Consider the following 15,625-nt stretch of genomic DNA (forward strand, 5'->3'; position numbering starts at 1 on the left):
CGGCCGGACCCGAGCGCGCTGGTCAGTAGGTGCCCTGCTCGCACATGGGGACGGAGACCGTGCGTTCGACGGTGACCGGGGTGGTGATGCGCAGGGTGACGCGGTGGACGCCGCCGGTGCTGCGCAGGGTGCGGGGTGCGGCGAGGTAGCGGTCGCCGTTCGCCGAGATCACCGCCGAGGAGCGGGCGATCGTCGTGCCGTCCACGAGCCAGGCGTAGGTGAAGGTGGTCGCGGTGCCGGTACGCCGTACCAGGGCCTGGAGCGTCACCTGGCCGCCCGACCAGCAGTCGCCGCTCCTCGTGCCGCCGGGGCGCACGAAGACCAGGCGGAGCCGGTTCGCGCCCGAGGTGGTGCCGGTCGTGCGGTCGTCGGCGGGGACGGTGGTCGCCGTGCCGTCCGACTGCGGGGTGGGACGCTGGCTCCTGGCCTGATCGGACGACGGGCCGGACGACGGGCCGGCCGGTGTGGTGGCCGATGGCGTGGCCGCCGGTGCGGTGGGGGTGCCGCTGCTCGCGGGCACCTCTCCCGTCTTGGGGGTCGGCTCCGTCGGGGTGAGCCAGACGATCGCGCCGGCCAGCGCGCACACGGACACGCCGGAGACGCCCGCGACGGCCACGGTCTTGACCCGCCGCCGCCGCGACGGCTTGCCCGCCTTACCCGCGCCCTTCCCGCTCTCCTGCCCGCCGGCCGCAGCCTGCCCACCGCCCTCCGCAGCGCCGAGCCCCGCCGCCCGGTCCTCGAACCCGGAGCGTGCGCCTGCGACGCCGGGCTCGAACCCGGTCGCTCCCGCCCCGGCGGGTCCGCCCGCCGAGGTGTGGCCGTCGGCCGCGCGCGAGGCGGACGGTGCGTCGAAGGCGACGGGGGCGCCCAGCGGCATGCCCGCTCCGCGCCGCTCCCGCTCGCCGGAGGACGGCTCCACCGTGGACGACATGTCGAACAGCGCCTGCAACGACGCGGCCGTCTGCCCGTTCTGCCCGCTGACGTCGTGCCCGCCCTGCTCGGGCCGCTGATGTTCATCGCGCCCGCGCACGTCACCGCGCACGTCACCGCGCACGTCACTGTGAGCGTCGTGGGGACGAGCCAGCCCGCGCGGGTCCTGCGGATGCGCGTCGCGGGGGTGACCGCCGCCGTGGGGATCGTGCGGCCGGGCGTGGGGGTCGCCGGGGACGGGGTCCTGGGTGGGGCCGAAGTCGCGGGTCGTCGCCTCGGCGGGGCGGCGGCGGGGCATCGGGGGCACGCCCTGCCTGTCCGGGGTGTCGTAGGCGTCGGGGGCCGCGTGCGGGGCCAGAGTGCGGCGCGAGGGCGCCGTCAGCTCCAGCAGCACGTCACGCATCGACGGCCGCGCCCCCGGGTCCTTGGCCAGGCAGGCGGCGACGATGTCGCGCAGCGGCCGGCCCAGCTCGCCGAGCTGCGGCTCCTCCCGCAGGATGCGGTTGATCACGGCGGGCAGCGCGTCGTCGCCGAAGGGCGGCACGCCGGTGGCCGCGAACACCAGGACGGACGCCCACGAGAACACGTCGGCCGCCGCCCCCACGGGCCGCCCGGCGAGCTGCTCGGGCGCCATGTACGCGGGCGTCCCCACGATGTTGCTGGTGGCCTTCATGCCCGAGCCGAGCGCCGCGGCGATGCCGAAGTCCACGACCTTGGCCCCGTCGGGGCCGAGCAGCACGTTGGACGGCGTGAGGTCGCCGTGCACGACGCCGGCCTGGTGGATGGCGTCGAGCGCGGTCGCGGTGGCCACGGCGAGCCGCTGCAGCTCCGCGCCGCCACGCCGGCCGGCCTGCTGCAGCGAGGGCCCGTCCACGTACTCGGCCACGATGTACGCCCTGCCGCTGGTCGAGGCGTCGAGCACCCGCGCGAGGCAGAACGGCTCGACCGTGCGCGCGGCGGCGATGGCCGCGGCCAGGCGGTCGTCCACGCGGTCGTCCACGCGGTCGTTCGCCGTGAGCCCCTCGCGCAGCACCTTGACGGCGACCGGGGTTCCGTTGCGTGCCTGGCCGAGGTAGACCACACCGTGGCCGCCCGCGCCGAGGCGCCCGACCAGCCGGTAGGGTCCCACCGCTGCCGGGTCGCCCTCGCGGAGGGGTTCGACGTTGGGCATGAGGGGAGTGACTCCTGTGACGGCTGAGATCAGAACTCCAGCACCCTACTGGCAAAAGTCAGAATTTGTCAGAAGTTAGGCTGATCAACTGCGAAGAAAGGGGTAAGTGGGGTGCATTCGCTGGAGGACTACGCCCGCGGCGTACGGGCCGGTTCGCGCACCTGGATCGCCCGCGCGATCACCTTGGTGGAGTCGACCAGACCCGACCACAACGCGCTCGCGCAACGGCTGCTCGTCGAGCTGACCCCGTTCACCGGGCACGCCCGCAGAGTGGGCGTCTCCGGCGTGCCGGGGGTCGGCAAGTCCACGTTCATCGACGCCCTCGGCACGCGGCTGACCGGGCAGGGGCACAAGGTGGCCGTCCTGGCCGTGGACCCGTCCTCCACCAGGACGGGCGGCAGCATCCTCGGCGACAAGACCCGCATGTCCCGCCTGGCGGCCGATCCCGCCGCCTTCATCAGGCCCTCGCCCACCTCGGGCACGCTCGGCGGCGTCACGAAGGCCACCAGGGAGGCCATGGTCGTGGTGGAGGCGGCCGGCTTCGACGTCGTCGTGGTGGAGACCGTCGGCGTCGGCCAGTCGGAGACCGCGGTGGCCGACATGGTGGACACGTTCCTGCTGCTCACCCTGGCCCGCACCGGCGACCAGCTCCAGGGCATCAAGAAGGGCGTGCTGGAGCTCGCCGACGTCATCGCGGTCAACAAGGCCGACGGCGAGTACGAGCTGCCCGCGCGCAAGGCCGCCCGCGAGCTGGCGGGCGCGCTGCGCATGCTGCGCTCCGACGCGCCCCCGCCCCCCGTCCTGACCTGCAGCGCCTTGACCGGAGATGGGCTGGACGAGGTCTGGGCCAAGGTGCTCGCCCACCAGGAGGGCCTCGACCTCGGCGCCAAGCGCCGCCGCCAGCAGGTGGGCTGGACCTGGACCCTGGTCAAGGACCGGCTGCTGGCCGAGCTGCGCGCCGACCCCCGGGTGGCGGAGATCAGCGCGGCGGTCGAGCGCGAGGTGCTGGCGGGCGAGCTGACGCCCGCGCTGGCGGCGGAACGCATTCTGTCCGCATTCACCCGGTCCTGAACCGGGAGCGGAGCAGCATCGGAACCCCGCAGGTGGAGATACCTCTCCCGGGGATGAGGATTCCCCCTCCGGCCCGCTCCGGCCCGGCGAAACCGTCCTGTGATCCATGCCACGATGGCGCCCAACCGACGTGGGGGAGGCGCACATGGGTGCGGAATCGATGCTGCCCGGAAGCGTGACCGACGAGCTCGAGGAGTACGGCCGCCTCCTCGACCGACACGGCATCACCTGGGGAGAACCGGAGATCCATTACGTGAAGTTCTTCGCCCGGCGCAGGGTCCTGCCGCCCGCGCTCTTCGACCGCTTCTGGTCCCTGGTCCTCCAGGCCGTCGCGGCCGACCACCCGGACGAGCCGCACGACCGGCTCGCCGCGAGGCTCGCCGAGCCCGACTACGACCGCGTCCTGCGCGACACCCTCGACGGTGAGCTGCCCGGCCACCTCGTCGCCGTCCGCATCAAGCAGGGCGGCGTGGTGCTGGAGGGCGCGCCGCGTACGGTGCTGATCGGCACGCCGGCGTCCCTCACGGGCGGCGGCAAGAAGGACCAGGTGCGCGGCCACGTGCCGTTCGTGGTGGAGCCGGGGGAGGCGCAGGCGCCCGAGCACGGCGGATCCGCCGTGCCCTGGCAGGAGGCGCGCACGGCGGGGCTGCCCGGCCGCGGCGGCGAGCGGATCTCGCTGCTGTTCGACTCCAAGCGCGACGAGCCCTGCCAGGTCACCGTCGACGGCACCGGCCGGGTGCTGGCGCCGCACGGCGCCTGGCTGGTAGAGGTGGACGAGGACAGCACGATCCTGGTGGACGGCGAACGCGTCAGGCTCGACACGCTCGTGCGCCACGTGCCCGCGGCCAGGCTCCGGCTGTCGGCGGGCACGCCGTGCCGGTGGAGCGTCGTGGACCAGGACGGCAGCGGCTGGTTCCCCTCCGGCGTGCCGCACCGCTACGACTACCACGGCCACCCCTACTTCCACGGCGACGACCTCGTCGTCGAGGTCCCCAGCCTGCCGCTGACCGTGCGGGCGGCCAGGGGCATGGAGTACGGCGAGCGCGAGCTCGCCCTCACCCCCGGCCCAGGGGCCGAGCGGCTCGTCGAGCTGGCCCCGGACCGCCTGTACGACGCCGCCGCCCGCGGCTGGTACGGCGGCGACCTGCACGTCCACCTCAACTGGGCGGGCGACCTGGTGGCCGTGCCCGCCGACGCGGCCGCCGCCCAGCACGGCGAGGACCTCCACGTGCTCAACCTGCTGGCGGGCAACGTCTCGGGCCGCCGGGTCTACGACAGGGAGGCCCTCGAACACTGGACCGGCCGCGACCTGCCTTGGTCCGACGGCACCCACGTGGCCAGGATGGGCGTCGAATACCGCAACGACCTGCTCGGCCACGTCTACGCCTTCGCGCCGCGCTCGGCCCCCGGCCGCTACCACACGGGCTTCGACGGCGACGCCGACTGGCCGCCGAACGCCGACGGGCTGCGCGAGCTGCGCGGACTCGGCGCGCTGGTCGGCTACAGCCACCCCTTCCGCACCCCGATCGGCGACGGCGACCCGCCCACGGGCGTGGTCTCGCCGGTGCCGCGCAACTGCGCCGCCCGCGAGCTGGTCGCCGACGCCGCGCTCGGGCTGGTGGACAGCCTCGACGTGCTCACCCACGCCTCCATCCCGGCCACGGCGGCGGTCTACAGGCGGCTGATCGGCGCGGGCAACCGGCTGGCCGTCACCGCGGGCACCGACGCGATGATCTCCTTCACCCGTTCCGACACCCAGTCGAACCCGCCCGGCTGGGCCCGCGTCTACGCGCAGGTCGAGGGGGAGCTGACGGCGCGCTCGTTCGCCGCCGCCGTACGCGCGGGCCGCACGTTCGCCACCACCGGCCCCTGGCTGGAGCTGAGCGTGAACGGCCATGGCCCCGGCCACGTCCTCCACGCCACCGCGGGCGACCGCATCAGCGTCACGGCCGCCACGGTCGGGCCCGAGGCGGTGGCGATCCGCATCCGCACCGCCGACGGCCTGTGCGCGGGGGCCGAGCGGCTGGCCCCCGACGGCCGCGACTGCGGCGACGAGCCGCTGACCGTGACGGCCGAGCTGACGCTGGACGCGCCCACGTACGTGGTGGCCGAGGTCCTGTGCGCGCCGCATCCGCGCACGCTGACCGCCACCGGCTACGCGCTGACCAGCCCCGTCTACGTGGACGTGGACGGCCGCCCGCTGGCCAGGCGCGAGGACGTGCTGTGGTGCCTGGAGTGGCTCGACCTGCTGGAGCAGCTCATCCGCCAGCACGGGCGGCTGGCCAGCCCGTACCAGTTCGGCGACCACATGTCCCTGTTGCAGCAGGCCAGGGCGGTCTACACGAGCCGGCTCGAGTCCTAGACGCCCCGACGGACGGCCCCCCGCGGACGCGGGGGGCCGTCGTGCTTTCTGGCCAGGTGTGTTAAATTTTGGCCATGCGGTCAGAAATTGAGCCGGGCGGCCAGAAATCCCGCTCGTTCATCGAGGAGGCCAGGCGGGCACAGATCGTGGCCTCGGCCATCGAGGTGATCGCCGAGGTCGGCTACGGCCAGGCGTCGCTCGCCCGGATCGCCAAGCACGCCGGCGTCAGCAAGGGAGTGATCTCCTACCACTTCGCCGGCAAGGACGAGCTGATGGAAGAGGTGGTCGAGCGGACCTACGGACGCATCGCCGAGCACGTCGCGGCCCGGATGGAGGGCCGCACCACGGCGAGCGAGCTGCTCAGGACGTACGTGCTGGCCGTGGCCGAGCACATGCGCGGCCACCGCACCCAGCTCGCGGCCCTCGGGGAGATCTTCAACAACTTCAGGGGAGCCGACGGGCGGCCCCGCTACGGCGTGCACACCAGCGAGCCGATCTACCAGACGTTCGAGTACTTCTACCGGATGGGCCAGGAGAGCGGCGAGTTCAGGGGCTTCGACACCCGGGTCATGGCCGTCACGCACTCGGCCGCCATCGACAGCATGTTCGCCTACTGGGCCGCCCACCCCGACCACGACCTCGACGCCCACGCCGGCGAACTCGCCGACCTTTTCGAAAGGGCCTGCCGCGCATGACGACAGAGACCGCCACCCCCGCCACCAGGACCCCCAGGCTCCACGCCGTCGACAACCTGCGCGTCGTGCTGACCGTGCTGGTGGTCGCCCACCACGTCGCCATCACGTACGGCAACATCCCCGCCTGGTTCTACCTGGAGCCGGCCCGCGACCCCTCAGGGGGCCTGCTGGACCTGCTGGTGGTCTTCAACCAGGCGTTCTTCATGGGCTTCTTCTTCCTCATCTCCGGCTTCTTCACGCCGGGCTCCCACGCGCGCAAGGGCGGGCGCGCGTTCGTACGCGACCGGCTGATCAGGCTCGGCGTCCCGCTGCTCGCCTTCCTCGTGGTGCTGCGCCCGATGGTGAACTTCGGCGCACTGGCGGATCTGCCCGGCATGCCGTACTGGCAGTTCTACCTGTTCTCCTGGGACCCGGGCCCGATGTGGTTCGCCGAGGTGCTGATCGTGTTCGCGCTGGTCTACGCCGCCTGGCGGGCCCGCAGGCCGGCGCCGGAGCGCGCGGACGTCCCGCTGCGCACGCGGCAGGTCGTGCTGTTCACGCTCGGGCTCGCGGCCGTGACGGCCCTGTGGCGGATCCCGGTGCCGACCGGCACGTACATCCCCGTGCTCGGGCTGCCGTCGGCCAGCTTCCTGCCCCAGTACGTCGCCATGTTCGCGGCCGGATGCGTGGCCTGGCGGCGCGGCTGGTTCGCCTCGCTGCCCGCGCGGGCCGGCCGGATCGGGCTGCTCACGGCCGCCGGGGCGAGCGCGACCGTGCTGCCCGCCTCGCTCGTGACCACCGGCCTCGTCTCCAGCACGCTGACCGCGCTGTGGGAGTCGGTCTTCGCCGTCAGCATGATCATCGGGCTGACCGTGCTGTTCAGGGAGCGGTTCGGCACCCAGGGGCCGCGCGGGCGTTTCCTCGCCCAGCACGCCTTCACCGTCTACATCCTGCACCCGCTCGTGCTGGTCGGGCTCGGCCACGCGCTGAGCTGGATCCAGGCGATCGCGATCGTCAAGTTCGCGATCATGCTGGTGCTCGCGCTGCCGCTGTGCTGGGGGCTGGCCTATCTGGTGCGGTCGCTGCCGGGCGCCAGGCGGGTGCTCTGAGTCCATTCCCGGGCCCATTCCCGGGCCCGGCCGCGACCAGCGTGCTCAGCTGTAGAAGGCGTCGAGGACGCCGCCGTGGCGCTCCTCCACGGCCTTGCGTTTGATCTTGAGGCTGGGGGTCAGCTCGCCCGTCTCCACCGTGAAGTCGCTCGCCAGGATCGCGAACTTCTTGACCGTGGCGTAGCCGGCCTCGCCCGCGTTGACCTGCTCGATCGCCTTCTCGACCTCGGCGCGCATGCGCGGGTGCTCGCGCAGCTCCTCCGGGTCGAGGGGCAGCGACTCCGCCTCGGCCCACGGCTTGACCACCTCCATGTCGAGGGTGACCAGGCAGGTGACGTAGTTGCGGCGGTCGCCGTGCACGAACACGTGCGACACGTACGGGCAGGCCGCCTTGATCCGGCCCTCCAGGTAGGTCGGGGCGACGTACTTGCCGCCCGAGGTCTTGATCAGCTCCTTCTTGCGGTCGGTGATGCGCAGCCGCCCGGCCTCGTCCACCTCGCCGATGTCGCCGGTGTGCAGCCAGCCGTCCTCCAGCGCCCCGGCCGTCTCCTCGGGCAAACCGTGGTAGCCGCGCATGATGCCGCGCCCCTTGATGAGGATCTCGCCGTCGTCGGCGATGCGCACCTCGGTGCCGGGGAACGGCAGCCCGACCGTGCCGAACTTGACCGACTCCGGCCGGTTGAGGAAGGTGCCGGCCGACGACTCCGTCAGCCCGTACCCCTCGAGGATGGTCAGGCCGGCCGCGTCGAAGAACTCGGCGATGTCCTGCGACAGCGGGGCCGCACCCGAGATGAAGAAGCGGATCCGGCCGCCGAACCGCTCGCGCAGCTTGGCGAAGACCAGCCGGTCGGCGAGCGCGTACTCGGCCCGGGTGGTCACCGGCACCGGCACGCCGCGCTGGCGGGCCCTGCTCACCCTGATGCCGGTCCTGCGCGCCCACTCGAAGATGCGCAGCTTGAGCCCGCCGTCGTTGCGCATGTTCGCCACGACCGTGTTGTGGATCTTCTCGAAGATGCGCGGCGCGGCGGCCATCACGGTCGGCCGCAGCACGCCGAGGTTCTCGGCGATCTTGTCGAGGCGGCCGTCGATCGCGGTCGGCACGCCCTGCCCGATCATCACCACCTCCAGCAGCTTGCCGAACGAGTGCGACAGCGGCAGCCACAGGAAGTGCAGGTCGCCAGGGGAGATGAGGCCGACCTCGCGGACCGCCTCGGCGGTGTAGAGCCAGTTGTCGTGGGTCAGCTCGACGCCCTTGGGCCGGCCCGTGGTGCCCGAGGTGTAGATGAGCGTGGCCAGGGAGTCCTGGGCGATGGCGTCCACCATGGCGTCGTAGTCGCCCTCGCTCGCGCCGACCGAGGCGAGCGGGATCACCCAGCCGTCGTCGCCGGCCGCGCCGTCGATGACGATCACGTGTGTGACGCCGGGCAGCTCCTTCTGCACCGACCTCAGCTTGGCGACCTGGTCGTCGTTCTCGGCGACGACGATCGTGCTGCCGGAGTCGTTGATGATGAACGCGGACTCCGCCGCGGTGTTGGACGGGTAGATCGTGGTCGTGGCCGCTCCGGTCGCCAGCACGGCGAGATCGCACAGGATCCATTCGAGGCGGGTCGAGCAGAGGATCGACACGCGGGTGCCGGGGCCCGAGCCGAGCTGCGCCAGGCCGAGGGCCAGCCCGCGCACCCGGTCGCCCACCTCGCGCCATGACAACGAGGTCCACCCGTCGTCCGAGGGCACGCGGTACGCCTCGGCGTCGGGAGTGGCCGCGATCCGGTCGCGGAGCAGGGAGGGAATGCTGGACATGCCTGACCTCCTGGGGGGTGATGGCCCGACTCTAAGGCGGCGGTGGCGCTCCAGTCGATGGTTCTTGCCATGCCGTGGGGCGTGACGTATGCTTCCGACCGTCTCATCGCCGATCCATGGGGGCAGCCGACGTGAGGATCTGAGGTCGCGGGCACCGCGCCGTTCCGCCCTGCCGTGCACGCCCGATCCGGGCCACGCCAGAGGGTTGCGCGCGTCTCCTGGACCTCTGACGGCTCCTCGTCCCCTTCAGGCCGATGGGCTCTTCGCCGAGATCCCTCGTAGGCGCGTGCGTATGCGGTGATTCCCGCTCAAGTCGCGAGATTTCGACTTTTGTGATGGGAGCCGCTTCATGGCGTATTCGATTGTCGTAGACCATGTATCCTTCTCCTGGCCGGACGGCACCAGCCAGCTCAACGGGCTCGACGCGGCCTTCCCCGCCGGGCGTACCGGGCTGATCGGGGTGAACGGGTCGGGCAAGTCCACGCTGCTGCGGATCATCGCCGGTGAGCTGATGCCGCGTACGGGGTCGGTGACCGTGGCGGGCGTGGTCGGCCACCTGCCGCAGACCGTGCCGCTGCGGGCCGGGCGTACCGTGTCGGACCTGCTGGAGATCACCCGTACGCGGGCCGCGCTGCACGCCATCGAGCGCGGCGACGTGGCGGAAGAGCACTTCGCCGTCGTCGGCGACGACTGGGACGTCGAGGAGCGCGCCCGCGCCGAGCTCGACCGGCTCGGGCTCGCCCACGTCGGGCTCGACCGCACGGTCGGCACGCTGTCCGGCGGCGAGGCCGTCATGGTCGCGCTCGCCGCGCAGCTGCTCAAGCGGCCCGACGTGCTGCTGCTCGACGAGCCGACCAACAACCTCGACCTGGCGGCCAGGCAGCGGCTGCATGCCGCCGTCGAGGCCTGGCAGGGCGTGCTGCTCGTCGTCAGCCACGACCGGGCGCTGCTGGAGCTGGCCGACCAGATCGCCGAGCTGCGTGACGGCGCCGTCCGTCTGTACGGGGGGAACTTGAGCGCGTACGAGGAGCAGGTCGCCACCGAGCAGGAGGTGGCCGAGCGTGTCGTGCGCACGGCGGAGGGCGAGGTGCGCCACCGGCAGCGCGAGCTGATCGAGACGCGGACCAGGCTGGAGCGCAGCGCCAGGGCCGGCAGGAAGGCCTTCGCGACCAACAAGGTCGACAAGCTCACGGCCGGCGCGCTCAAACGCAAGGCCCAGGTCACCGCGGGCAAGCAGCGCGCACTCCACGAGGAGCGGCTCGCCGAGGCCCGCGAGCGGCTGCGCGAGGCCGAGCAGGTGGTCCGCGACGACGCCGAGATCCGCATCGAACTCCCCGGCACGGAGGTCCCCCAGGGCCGCGTGGTCCTCACCCTCCCCCTCGACCCGCCTGGCCGGCCGGAGGCTGAGGAGGGGCAGGAGCGGAGGAGCGTGGTGGAGACGCTGGTCGTGCGGGGGCCGGAGCGGATCGCGTTGCTCGGGCCGAACGGGTCCGGCAAGACCACCTTGCTCAAGCGCATACTCGCGCACGGCGCGAACGTGCCCGTCCGCTACCTGCCGCAGCGGCTCGACCTGCTGGACGACGGGCTGAGCGTGGTGGACAACGTCAGGGCGGTGGCGCCGTCGGCGTCGGTCAACGAGGTGCGCGCCCGGCTGGCGCGCTTCCTGTTCCGCGGGGAGCGGGCCGAGCGGCTGGCGGGCACGTTGTCGGGCGGCGAGCGCTTCAGGGCCACGCTGGCCGCGCTGCTGTCGGCCGAGCCGCCGCCGCAGCTCCTGCTGCTCGACGAGCCGACCAACAACCTCGACCTGGCCAGCGTCAGGCAGCTGGCCGAGGCGCTGGCGGCGTACCGGGGCGCATTGATCGTGGCCGGCCACGACCTGCCGTTCCTGGAGACGCTCGGGATCACCCGGTGGCTGCGGCAGGACCGGGAGGAGGGACTGTCGGAAACGTGAATTGACGGTTGGGGATCAACCCGGAGATAGTGTGGCAGGTGGCTACACCCCGGTTGATCTCCTCCGTTCTCGCTCTGGTGACCATCACCACGCTCGGCGCGTGCTCAGCGGCCGGTGAGTCACCCACCGGGGGCGAGTCGAAGGTGAGCGGCGTCGCGGGCGGCGAGGGCACCGCCCCTGCCACCGACGGCAAGGAGACCTCGGCCGCGCTGACGCCCGAGGCGTACAAGGGCGAGCTGGAGAGCCGGCGCAAGGCGATGACCGACGCGATCAGCGGCCTGACCAAGGCACGCGGCGTCAAGGCGCTCGACCAGCGGGTGGGACGGGCCGAGGAGGCGCTGAGCGGCGCCGTCGAGGCGCTGTCCGCCCTCACCCCGCCCGACGCCGTACGCGCCCAGCACGAGACGTACGTCGCCAGCCTGCGCGAGGTCGCCACCGGCCTCGGCTCGACGGCGGGCAAGGTCGGCTCCCGCGACCTGTGCACCCCGTCGGCGGTGCTGACCGACCTCGGCGACAAGCTGACCGCGCTCGACAAGGCGGGCCGCGCCCTGCAGACCGCCGGCGACTACCCGGCCGACGTGGTGACGGTCGAGGCGGGCGAGCGGCGTACGCGGCGGCTGCGCAACGGAGCGTTCGTCAAGAAGGGCGGCACGCTCGACGGCCGCAGCTCGCTGGAGATCGACAACGGCGGCAGCCTCGACGCCGTGGTGACCGCGCTCAGGGGCGGCAGCAAGGTGTTCAGCGTGTACGTGCGCAGGAAGGCGACGTTCAAGGTCAAGGGCGTCCGCGACGGCAACTACAAGATCTACTTCACGCACGGCACCGACTGGGACGGCAAGTCAGGCGCCTTCACCCGCGACTGCAGCTTCGAACGCTTCGAGAAGACCGTGAAGTTCAAGACGACGTACACGGCGACGCAGATCCTCTGGCACGACTGGCGGCTCACGCTGCACGCGATCAGCGGCGGCAACGCCCGCACCGCGCCGGTGGACCCCGAGGACTTCCCGGGCTAGACCCGCGACGAGGCCCGGCAGCGGAAAGGCCGCGCTCCTGGCGGGGCGCGGCCCCATGAGGATCAGGTGGAGAAGAGCATGCCCACCCAGCTGCGCTGACGGTGGTGGCCGTAGTGGTGGCCGCCATGGTGGGGGGCTCCCCAGGCCGGCCCGGGAGCCGCCGGAGGGGGCGGGGGCGCCGCGTGGTACTGCGACTCCATCCGGGCCAGCGTCTCGAGCTCGCCGTAGTCGAGGAAGATACCCCGGCAGTTGTCGCACTGCTCGATGTGGACGCCGTTGCGCTCATAAGTCCGCATGTTTCCGCGGCACTTGGGGCACTGCATCTAAGTCGCTCTCCTTGACTTCGAGGTCTCAGGGTTGAAACCTATCGCGCGCAACGCCGTCACGCCCTGACGATTCTGTTGCACGCTTCGACTAACGAATGTTCGACCTCGTCGAGTTCCCGGCCCTCGCGGCCCGCGTTGACCACCGCCACCGCCGCGAGCTGCACGGTCAGCGCCCTGGCCGGCACGTCGAGCCGGCGCCACGGGTCGTCGCCAGGGCCCAGGGCGGGCCCGCCGGAGGCGAGGTAGGCGCCGAGGAACCGCTCCCACACGGCCGGTTCGAGCAGGCCGGCCGCGTACCAGGCGGCGGGCCGCGCGAGGTCCCACGCCGGGTCGCCCACGCCCAGGTCGTCGACGTCGATGAGCAGCCACCTGTCGCGGTGGACGAGCTGGCCGAGATGCCAGTCGCCGTGCGTCAGCAGCCCGGGCAGCGGCGGCGGCTCGGGCAGCTCCTTGAACGCCCGCCTGATCAGCTGCTCGACCGGCCCGTCACCCGGCATGCGATCGACCGCGCGGGCCGCCCTGGCCGGGCCTCCGGCGGGCGGCAGCGCCGGCAGGAACGTCAGCGGCACGGCGTGCAGCCTGGCCAGCATCCGGGCGCCCTCCTCCCAGGGGGCCGCGCCGGGGTCGTCGTCCTGCGCGATCGGCCGCCCGGCCGGCCACACCGTGACCGCGCGCCCCGCCGCCGACAGCACCTCGGGCACCAGCGGGGCCAGCATCACGCCGCTCACCGCGGCCGACGCGGCGGCGCGCAGCCGCGGCCGCAGCGACTCGGCGTCGTCGCGCGCCGAGTGGGCCTTCACCACGACCTCGCCCAGCCGTAACACCTTCACGTCGGTGCGCGTCGGGTGCCACACGGGCGTGCCGGCGCCGCCGTACGCGGCGGCGATGCCCGCCAGCTCCTCCTCGAGACCCACGCGTACAGCCTATTTCGTCCGCAGGTGGCGCGGCTCCCGGTGGCGGTGTAGGGAAAACTGGGCGCATGAGAATCGGTTTCGCCGTACCCGTGTCAGGGCCGTGGGCCACGCCCGAGCACATGCGCCGCGTCGCCGTCCGGGCCGAGGAGCTCGGCTACGCGGAGCTGTGGACGTTCCAGCGGCTGCTCTATCCGGTCGGCAGCACCATGGGCCCCACCTACCGCGCCGTCCACGACCCGCTGATCACGCTGTCCCACGTGTCGGCCGTGACGGGACGCATCGGGCTCGGCGTCGCGGTGGTCAACGCGTACGTGCCGCCGATCCTGCTGGCCAAGCAGCTCGCCACCCTGCAGACGCTGTCCGGCGGCCGGGTCACCGCCGGCATCGGCCTGGGCTGGCTGCCCGAGGAGTTCGAGGCGAGCGGCGTCGGCATGGAGCGGCGCGGGCGCAGGGGCGAGGAGTTCGTCGAGCTGCTGCGCCGGGCGTGGAGCGACGACGTGGTCGAGCACAGCGGCGACTTCTACCGGGTGCCGCCCGCCCACGTCGACCCCAAGCCCGAGCCCGGGCCGCCGCGGATCCTGCTCGGCGGATCGGCTGACGTCGCGCTGCGCAGGGCGGCCCGGCTGGCCGACGGGTGGGTCAGCTCCAGCAGGGAGGACCTGACGGCCATCGGCGGCAGGATCGAGATGATCAAGGCGGAGCTGGCGGCGGCCGGGCGCGACCCCGGCGCGTTCCGCTTCGTGGTGCGCGGGGCGACGCGGGTGCGGGCCGCCGACGAGGACCGGCCGCTGTCGGGCACGTACGGCAAGATCCGCCGCGACGTGGCGGCCCTGGGCGCGGCCGGCGTGACCGACGTCTTCCACGACCTCAACTTCGACCAGGACATCCCGGCCGCCGAGCCCAAGGAGGCGATGCGCAGGGCCGAGGAGGCCCTGGAGGCGCTGGCTCCCTAACCGCCGCCGTACGGCACGGTGATGATCTCCAGGTTGTGCCCGTCGGGGTCGGACCAGTAGAGCCCGCGCCCGCCGTCGTTGGTGTTGATCCGCCCCGGCTCCCGGTGGTAGGGATCGGCCCAGTACGTCAGCCCGCGCTCCTTGATCCGGCCCCAGATGCGGTCGAACTCCTCCTCGCTCACCAGGAACGCGTAGTGCTGCTCCGGCACGTCATCGCCGGCCTGCACGACGTCGAGCGAGACGCCGTTGGCGAGCGTGACGACGCGGAAGGGCCCGTAGACCGGCGCCGGTTCGAGACCGAGCACGTCCACGAGGAAGTCCGCCGTGGCGTCCCGGTCACTCGCGGGAACGATCGTGTGGTTCAGCTGGACGCTCATACTTCGCAGGCTACGTCAGAGGCCGGACAGGCGGGCCGCCTCCTCCGCGACCGCGTTCCGCAGCTCCCTGACGCCCTCGCGGCCGCGTACGGGGTGCACGGCGTTGGTCAGCAGCACCACGGTGAGGCGGCGGGCCGGGTCGACCACCAGGGACGTGCCGGTGAAGCCCGAGTGGCCGTACGCGTCCTTGAGCGGCCCGACGATGCCTGGATCGCCGATCCGCACGCCCAGCCCGTGACGGAACGGCGCCCCCTCGGCGCCCTGGTCGCGCGTCATCTCCGCCACGGCCGCCGCGCCCAGCACCGGCCCGCCGCCCAGCCGCAGCGCCTCGCCGAAGGCCAGCAGGTCGTCGGCGGGGGCGAAGACGCCCGCGTGCCCGGCCACGCCGCCGAGCGCGTACGCGGTCTCGTCGTGCACCTCGCCCCGCACGCATCCGGGCCCTGGCCGCTCGGCCTTCCACTCGGTGGCGGCCACCCGGCCGAGCGCCTCGGGGCCTGGCCGGTAACCGGTGCCGGACAGTCCCAGCGGGCCGGTGACCCGCTCGCGTACCAGCACGTCCAGCGGCGCCCCTCCGGTCAGCTCGGCCAGGCGGCCGGCCATGACCATGCCGACGTCGCTGTAGAGGTAGGGGCCGCCGACCGGATGCGCGGACGGCGTGGCGACCATGGCGGCCAGGCGGGCGCCGGGGTCCGCGTCCGGCAGCTCCTGGTCGATGCGGCGGGTCGGCGGCAGGCCCGCCGTGTGGGTGAGCAGGCGGCGCGGGGTGATGCGGGGATCGGCGGCCGGCAGGTGCGCGGTCACCGGCGCGTCGAGGTCCAGCCTGCCCTCCTCGGCCAGCGAGAGCAGCACCGTCGTGGTGAACAGCTTGCTGACCGAGGCCAGGTCGAAGATCGAGTCGCGGCGGGCCGGCGGGCGGCCGGCGGTTTCCAGGCCGCGCATCCGGACATCAAGGTCGAGGTCGTCAACGCGGGCTC

13 protein-coding genes are annotated in these 15,625 nt (G+C 73.0%); 7 read left to right on the plus strand and 6 right to left on the minus strand.

What is annotated here, in order from left to right:
* Positions 1 to 22 precede the first annotated feature (22 nt).
* Positions 23 to 2,101 carry a protein kinase gene (locus ABZW11_RS25615; protein ID WP_355421711.1) on the minus strand — a complete coding sequence of 693 codons (2,079 nt, stop codon included), beginning with the start codon at positions 2,099 to 2,101 and terminating at the stop codon, positions 23 to 25.
* Between the two features lie 111 nt (positions 2,102 to 2,212).
* Here ABZW11_RS25615 and meaB point away from each other — a divergent pair, with 111 nt between their 5' ends.
* The 4 genes from meaB to ABZW11_RS25635 all read left to right on the plus strand — a co-directional run bounded on the left by meaB (position 2,213) and on the right by ABZW11_RS25635 (position 7,317).
* Complete coding sequence (gene meaB / locus ABZW11_RS25620) at positions 2,213 to 3,172, plus strand: methylmalonyl Co-A mutase-associated GTPase MeaB (RefSeq protein WP_355421713.1); 960 nt, start codon at positions 2,213 to 2,215, stop codon at positions 3,170 to 3,172.
* 145 nt (positions 3,173 to 3,317) lie between these two features.
* The gene (locus ABZW11_RS25625) at positions 3,318 to 5,534 is read left to right on the plus strand and encodes a CehA/McbA family metallohydrolase (RefSeq protein WP_355421716.1); all 2,217 of its coding nucleotides are present in this window, start codon (positions 3,318 to 3,320) and stop codon (positions 5,532 to 5,534) included.
* A gap of 74 nt (positions 5,535 to 5,608) precedes the next feature.
* Positions 5,609 to 6,229, plus strand: coding sequence for a TetR/AcrR family transcriptional regulator (locus ABZW11_RS25630; protein ID WP_355421719.1), 621 nt, complete (start codon positions 5,609 to 5,611; stop codon positions 6,227 to 6,229).
* Positions 6,226 to 7,317 (plus strand): acyltransferase family protein, encoded by a 1,092-nt coding sequence (locus ABZW11_RS25635; RefSeq protein WP_355421722.1) that lies wholly within the window; start codon positions 6,226 to 6,228, stop codon positions 7,315 to 7,317. Before ABZW11_RS25630 ends, ABZW11_RS25635 begins: the two co-directional genes overlap by 4 nt.
* 45 nt (positions 7,318 to 7,362) lie before the next feature.
* On the opposite strand, the gene ABZW11_RS25640 is transcribed toward ABZW11_RS25635, so the two are convergent.
* Complete coding sequence (locus ABZW11_RS25640; protein ID WP_355421724.1) at positions 7,363 to 9,117, minus strand: long-chain fatty acid--CoA ligase; 1,755 nt, start codon at positions 9,115 to 9,117, stop codon at positions 7,363 to 7,365.
* Between the two features lie 349 nt (positions 9,118 to 9,466).
* Here ABZW11_RS25640 and ABZW11_RS25645 point away from each other — a divergent pair, with 349 nt between their 5' ends.
* Positions 9,467 to 11,068, plus strand: coding sequence for an ABC-F family ATP-binding cassette domain-containing protein (locus ABZW11_RS25645; protein WP_355421727.1), 1,602 nt, complete (start codon positions 9,467 to 9,469; stop codon positions 11,066 to 11,068).
* A gap of 38 nt (positions 11,069 to 11,106) precedes the next feature.
* The gene (locus tag ABZW11_RS25650) at positions 11,107 to 12,081 is read left to right on the plus strand and encodes a hypothetical protein (RefSeq protein ID WP_355421730.1); all 975 of its coding nucleotides are present in this window, start codon (positions 11,107 to 11,109) and stop codon (positions 12,079 to 12,081) included.
* Between the two features lie 62 nt (positions 12,082 to 12,143).
* On the opposite strand, the gene ABZW11_RS25655 is transcribed toward ABZW11_RS25650, so the two are convergent.
* Together ABZW11_RS25655 and ABZW11_RS25660 are read right to left on the minus strand one after the other, a co-directional pair.
* On the minus strand, positions 12,144 to 12,404 hold the full coding sequence (locus ABZW11_RS25655) for a zf-TFIIB domain-containing protein (protein ID WP_355421733.1): 261 nt from the start codon (positions 12,402 to 12,404) through the stop codon (positions 12,144 to 12,146).
* Positions 12,405 to 12,463: 59 nt separating this feature from the next.
* Positions 12,464 to 13,321 (minus strand): phosphotransferase, encoded by an 858-nt coding sequence (locus ABZW11_RS25660; protein WP_355421736.1) that lies wholly within the window; start codon positions 13,319 to 13,321, stop codon positions 12,464 to 12,466.
* Positions 13,322 to 13,386: 65 nt separating this feature from the next.
* Between ABZW11_RS25660 and ABZW11_RS25665 the strand changes: the two genes are divergently transcribed.
* Entirely contained in the window at positions 13,387 to 14,274 is an 888-nt protein-coding gene (locus ABZW11_RS25665; RefSeq protein ID WP_355421739.1) for a TIGR03619 family F420-dependent LLM class oxidoreductase, read from the plus strand.
* Here the strand turns inward: ABZW11_RS25665 and ABZW11_RS25670 are convergent.
* A complete protein-coding gene (locus ABZW11_RS25670; RefSeq protein ID WP_355421742.1) occupies positions 14,271 to 14,651 on the minus strand; it encodes a VOC family protein in 381 nt (126 codons plus the stop codon). The genes ABZW11_RS25665 and ABZW11_RS25670 overlap by 4 nt on opposite strands.
* A 15-nt stretch (positions 14,652 to 14,666) precedes the next feature.
* On the minus strand, positions 14,667 to 15,590 hold the full coding sequence (locus ABZW11_RS25675; RefSeq protein WP_355421751.1) for a serine hydrolase domain-containing protein: 924 nt from the start codon (positions 15,588 to 15,590) through the stop codon (positions 14,667 to 14,669).
* Positions 15,591 to 15,625: the final 35 nt, after the last annotated feature.

The organism is Nonomuraea sp. NPDC004580 (genome assembly GCF_040609855.1).
GTDB lineage: Bacteria > Actinomycetota > Actinomycetes > Streptosporangiales > Streptosporangiaceae > Nonomuraea > Nonomuraea salmonea.

What these genes read in the sequence shown, in the direction of transcription:
- ABZW11_RS25615 (WP_355421711.1), bottom strand. Translation starts at nt 2,101, where the DNA reads ATGCCCAACGTCGAACCCCTCCGCGAGGGCGACCCGGCAGCGGTGGGA.
- ABZW11_RS25625 (WP_355421716.1), top strand. Translation starts at nt 3,318, where the DNA reads ATGGGTGCGGAATCGATGCTGCCCGGAAGCGTGACCGACGAGCTCGAG.
- ABZW11_RS25630 (WP_355421719.1), top strand. Translation starts at nt 5,609, where the DNA reads ATGCGGTCAGAAATTGAGCCGGGCGGCCAGAAATCCCGCTCGTTCATC.
- ABZW11_RS25635 (WP_355421722.1), top strand. Translation starts at nt 6,226, where the DNA reads ATGACGACAGAGACCGCCACCCCCGCCACCAGGACCCCCAGGCTCCAC.
- ABZW11_RS25640 (WP_355421724.1), bottom strand. Translation starts at nt 9,117, where the DNA reads ATGTCCAGCATTCCCTCCCTGCTCCGCGACCGGATCGCGGCCACTCCC.
- ABZW11_RS25645 (WP_355421727.1), top strand. Translation starts at nt 9,467, where the DNA reads ATGGCGTATTCGATTGTCGTAGACCATGTATCCTTCTCCTGGCCGGAC.
- ABZW11_RS25655 (WP_355421733.1), bottom strand. Translation starts at nt 12,404, where the DNA reads ATGCAGTGCCCCAAGTGCCGCGGAAACATGCGGACTTATGAGCGCAAC.
- ABZW11_RS25665 (WP_355421739.1), top strand. Translation starts at nt 13,387, where the DNA reads ATGAGAATCGGTTTCGCCGTACCCGTGTCAGGGCCGTGGGCCACGCCC.
- ABZW11_RS25670 (WP_355421742.1), bottom strand. Translation starts at nt 14,651, where the DNA reads ATGAGCGTCCAGCTGAACCACACGATCGTTCCCGCGAGTGACCGGGAC.
- ABZW11_RS25675 (WP_355421751.1), bottom strand. Translation starts at nt 15,590, where the DNA reads ATGCGCGGCCTGGAAACCGCCGGCCGCCCGCCGGCCCGCCGCGACTCG.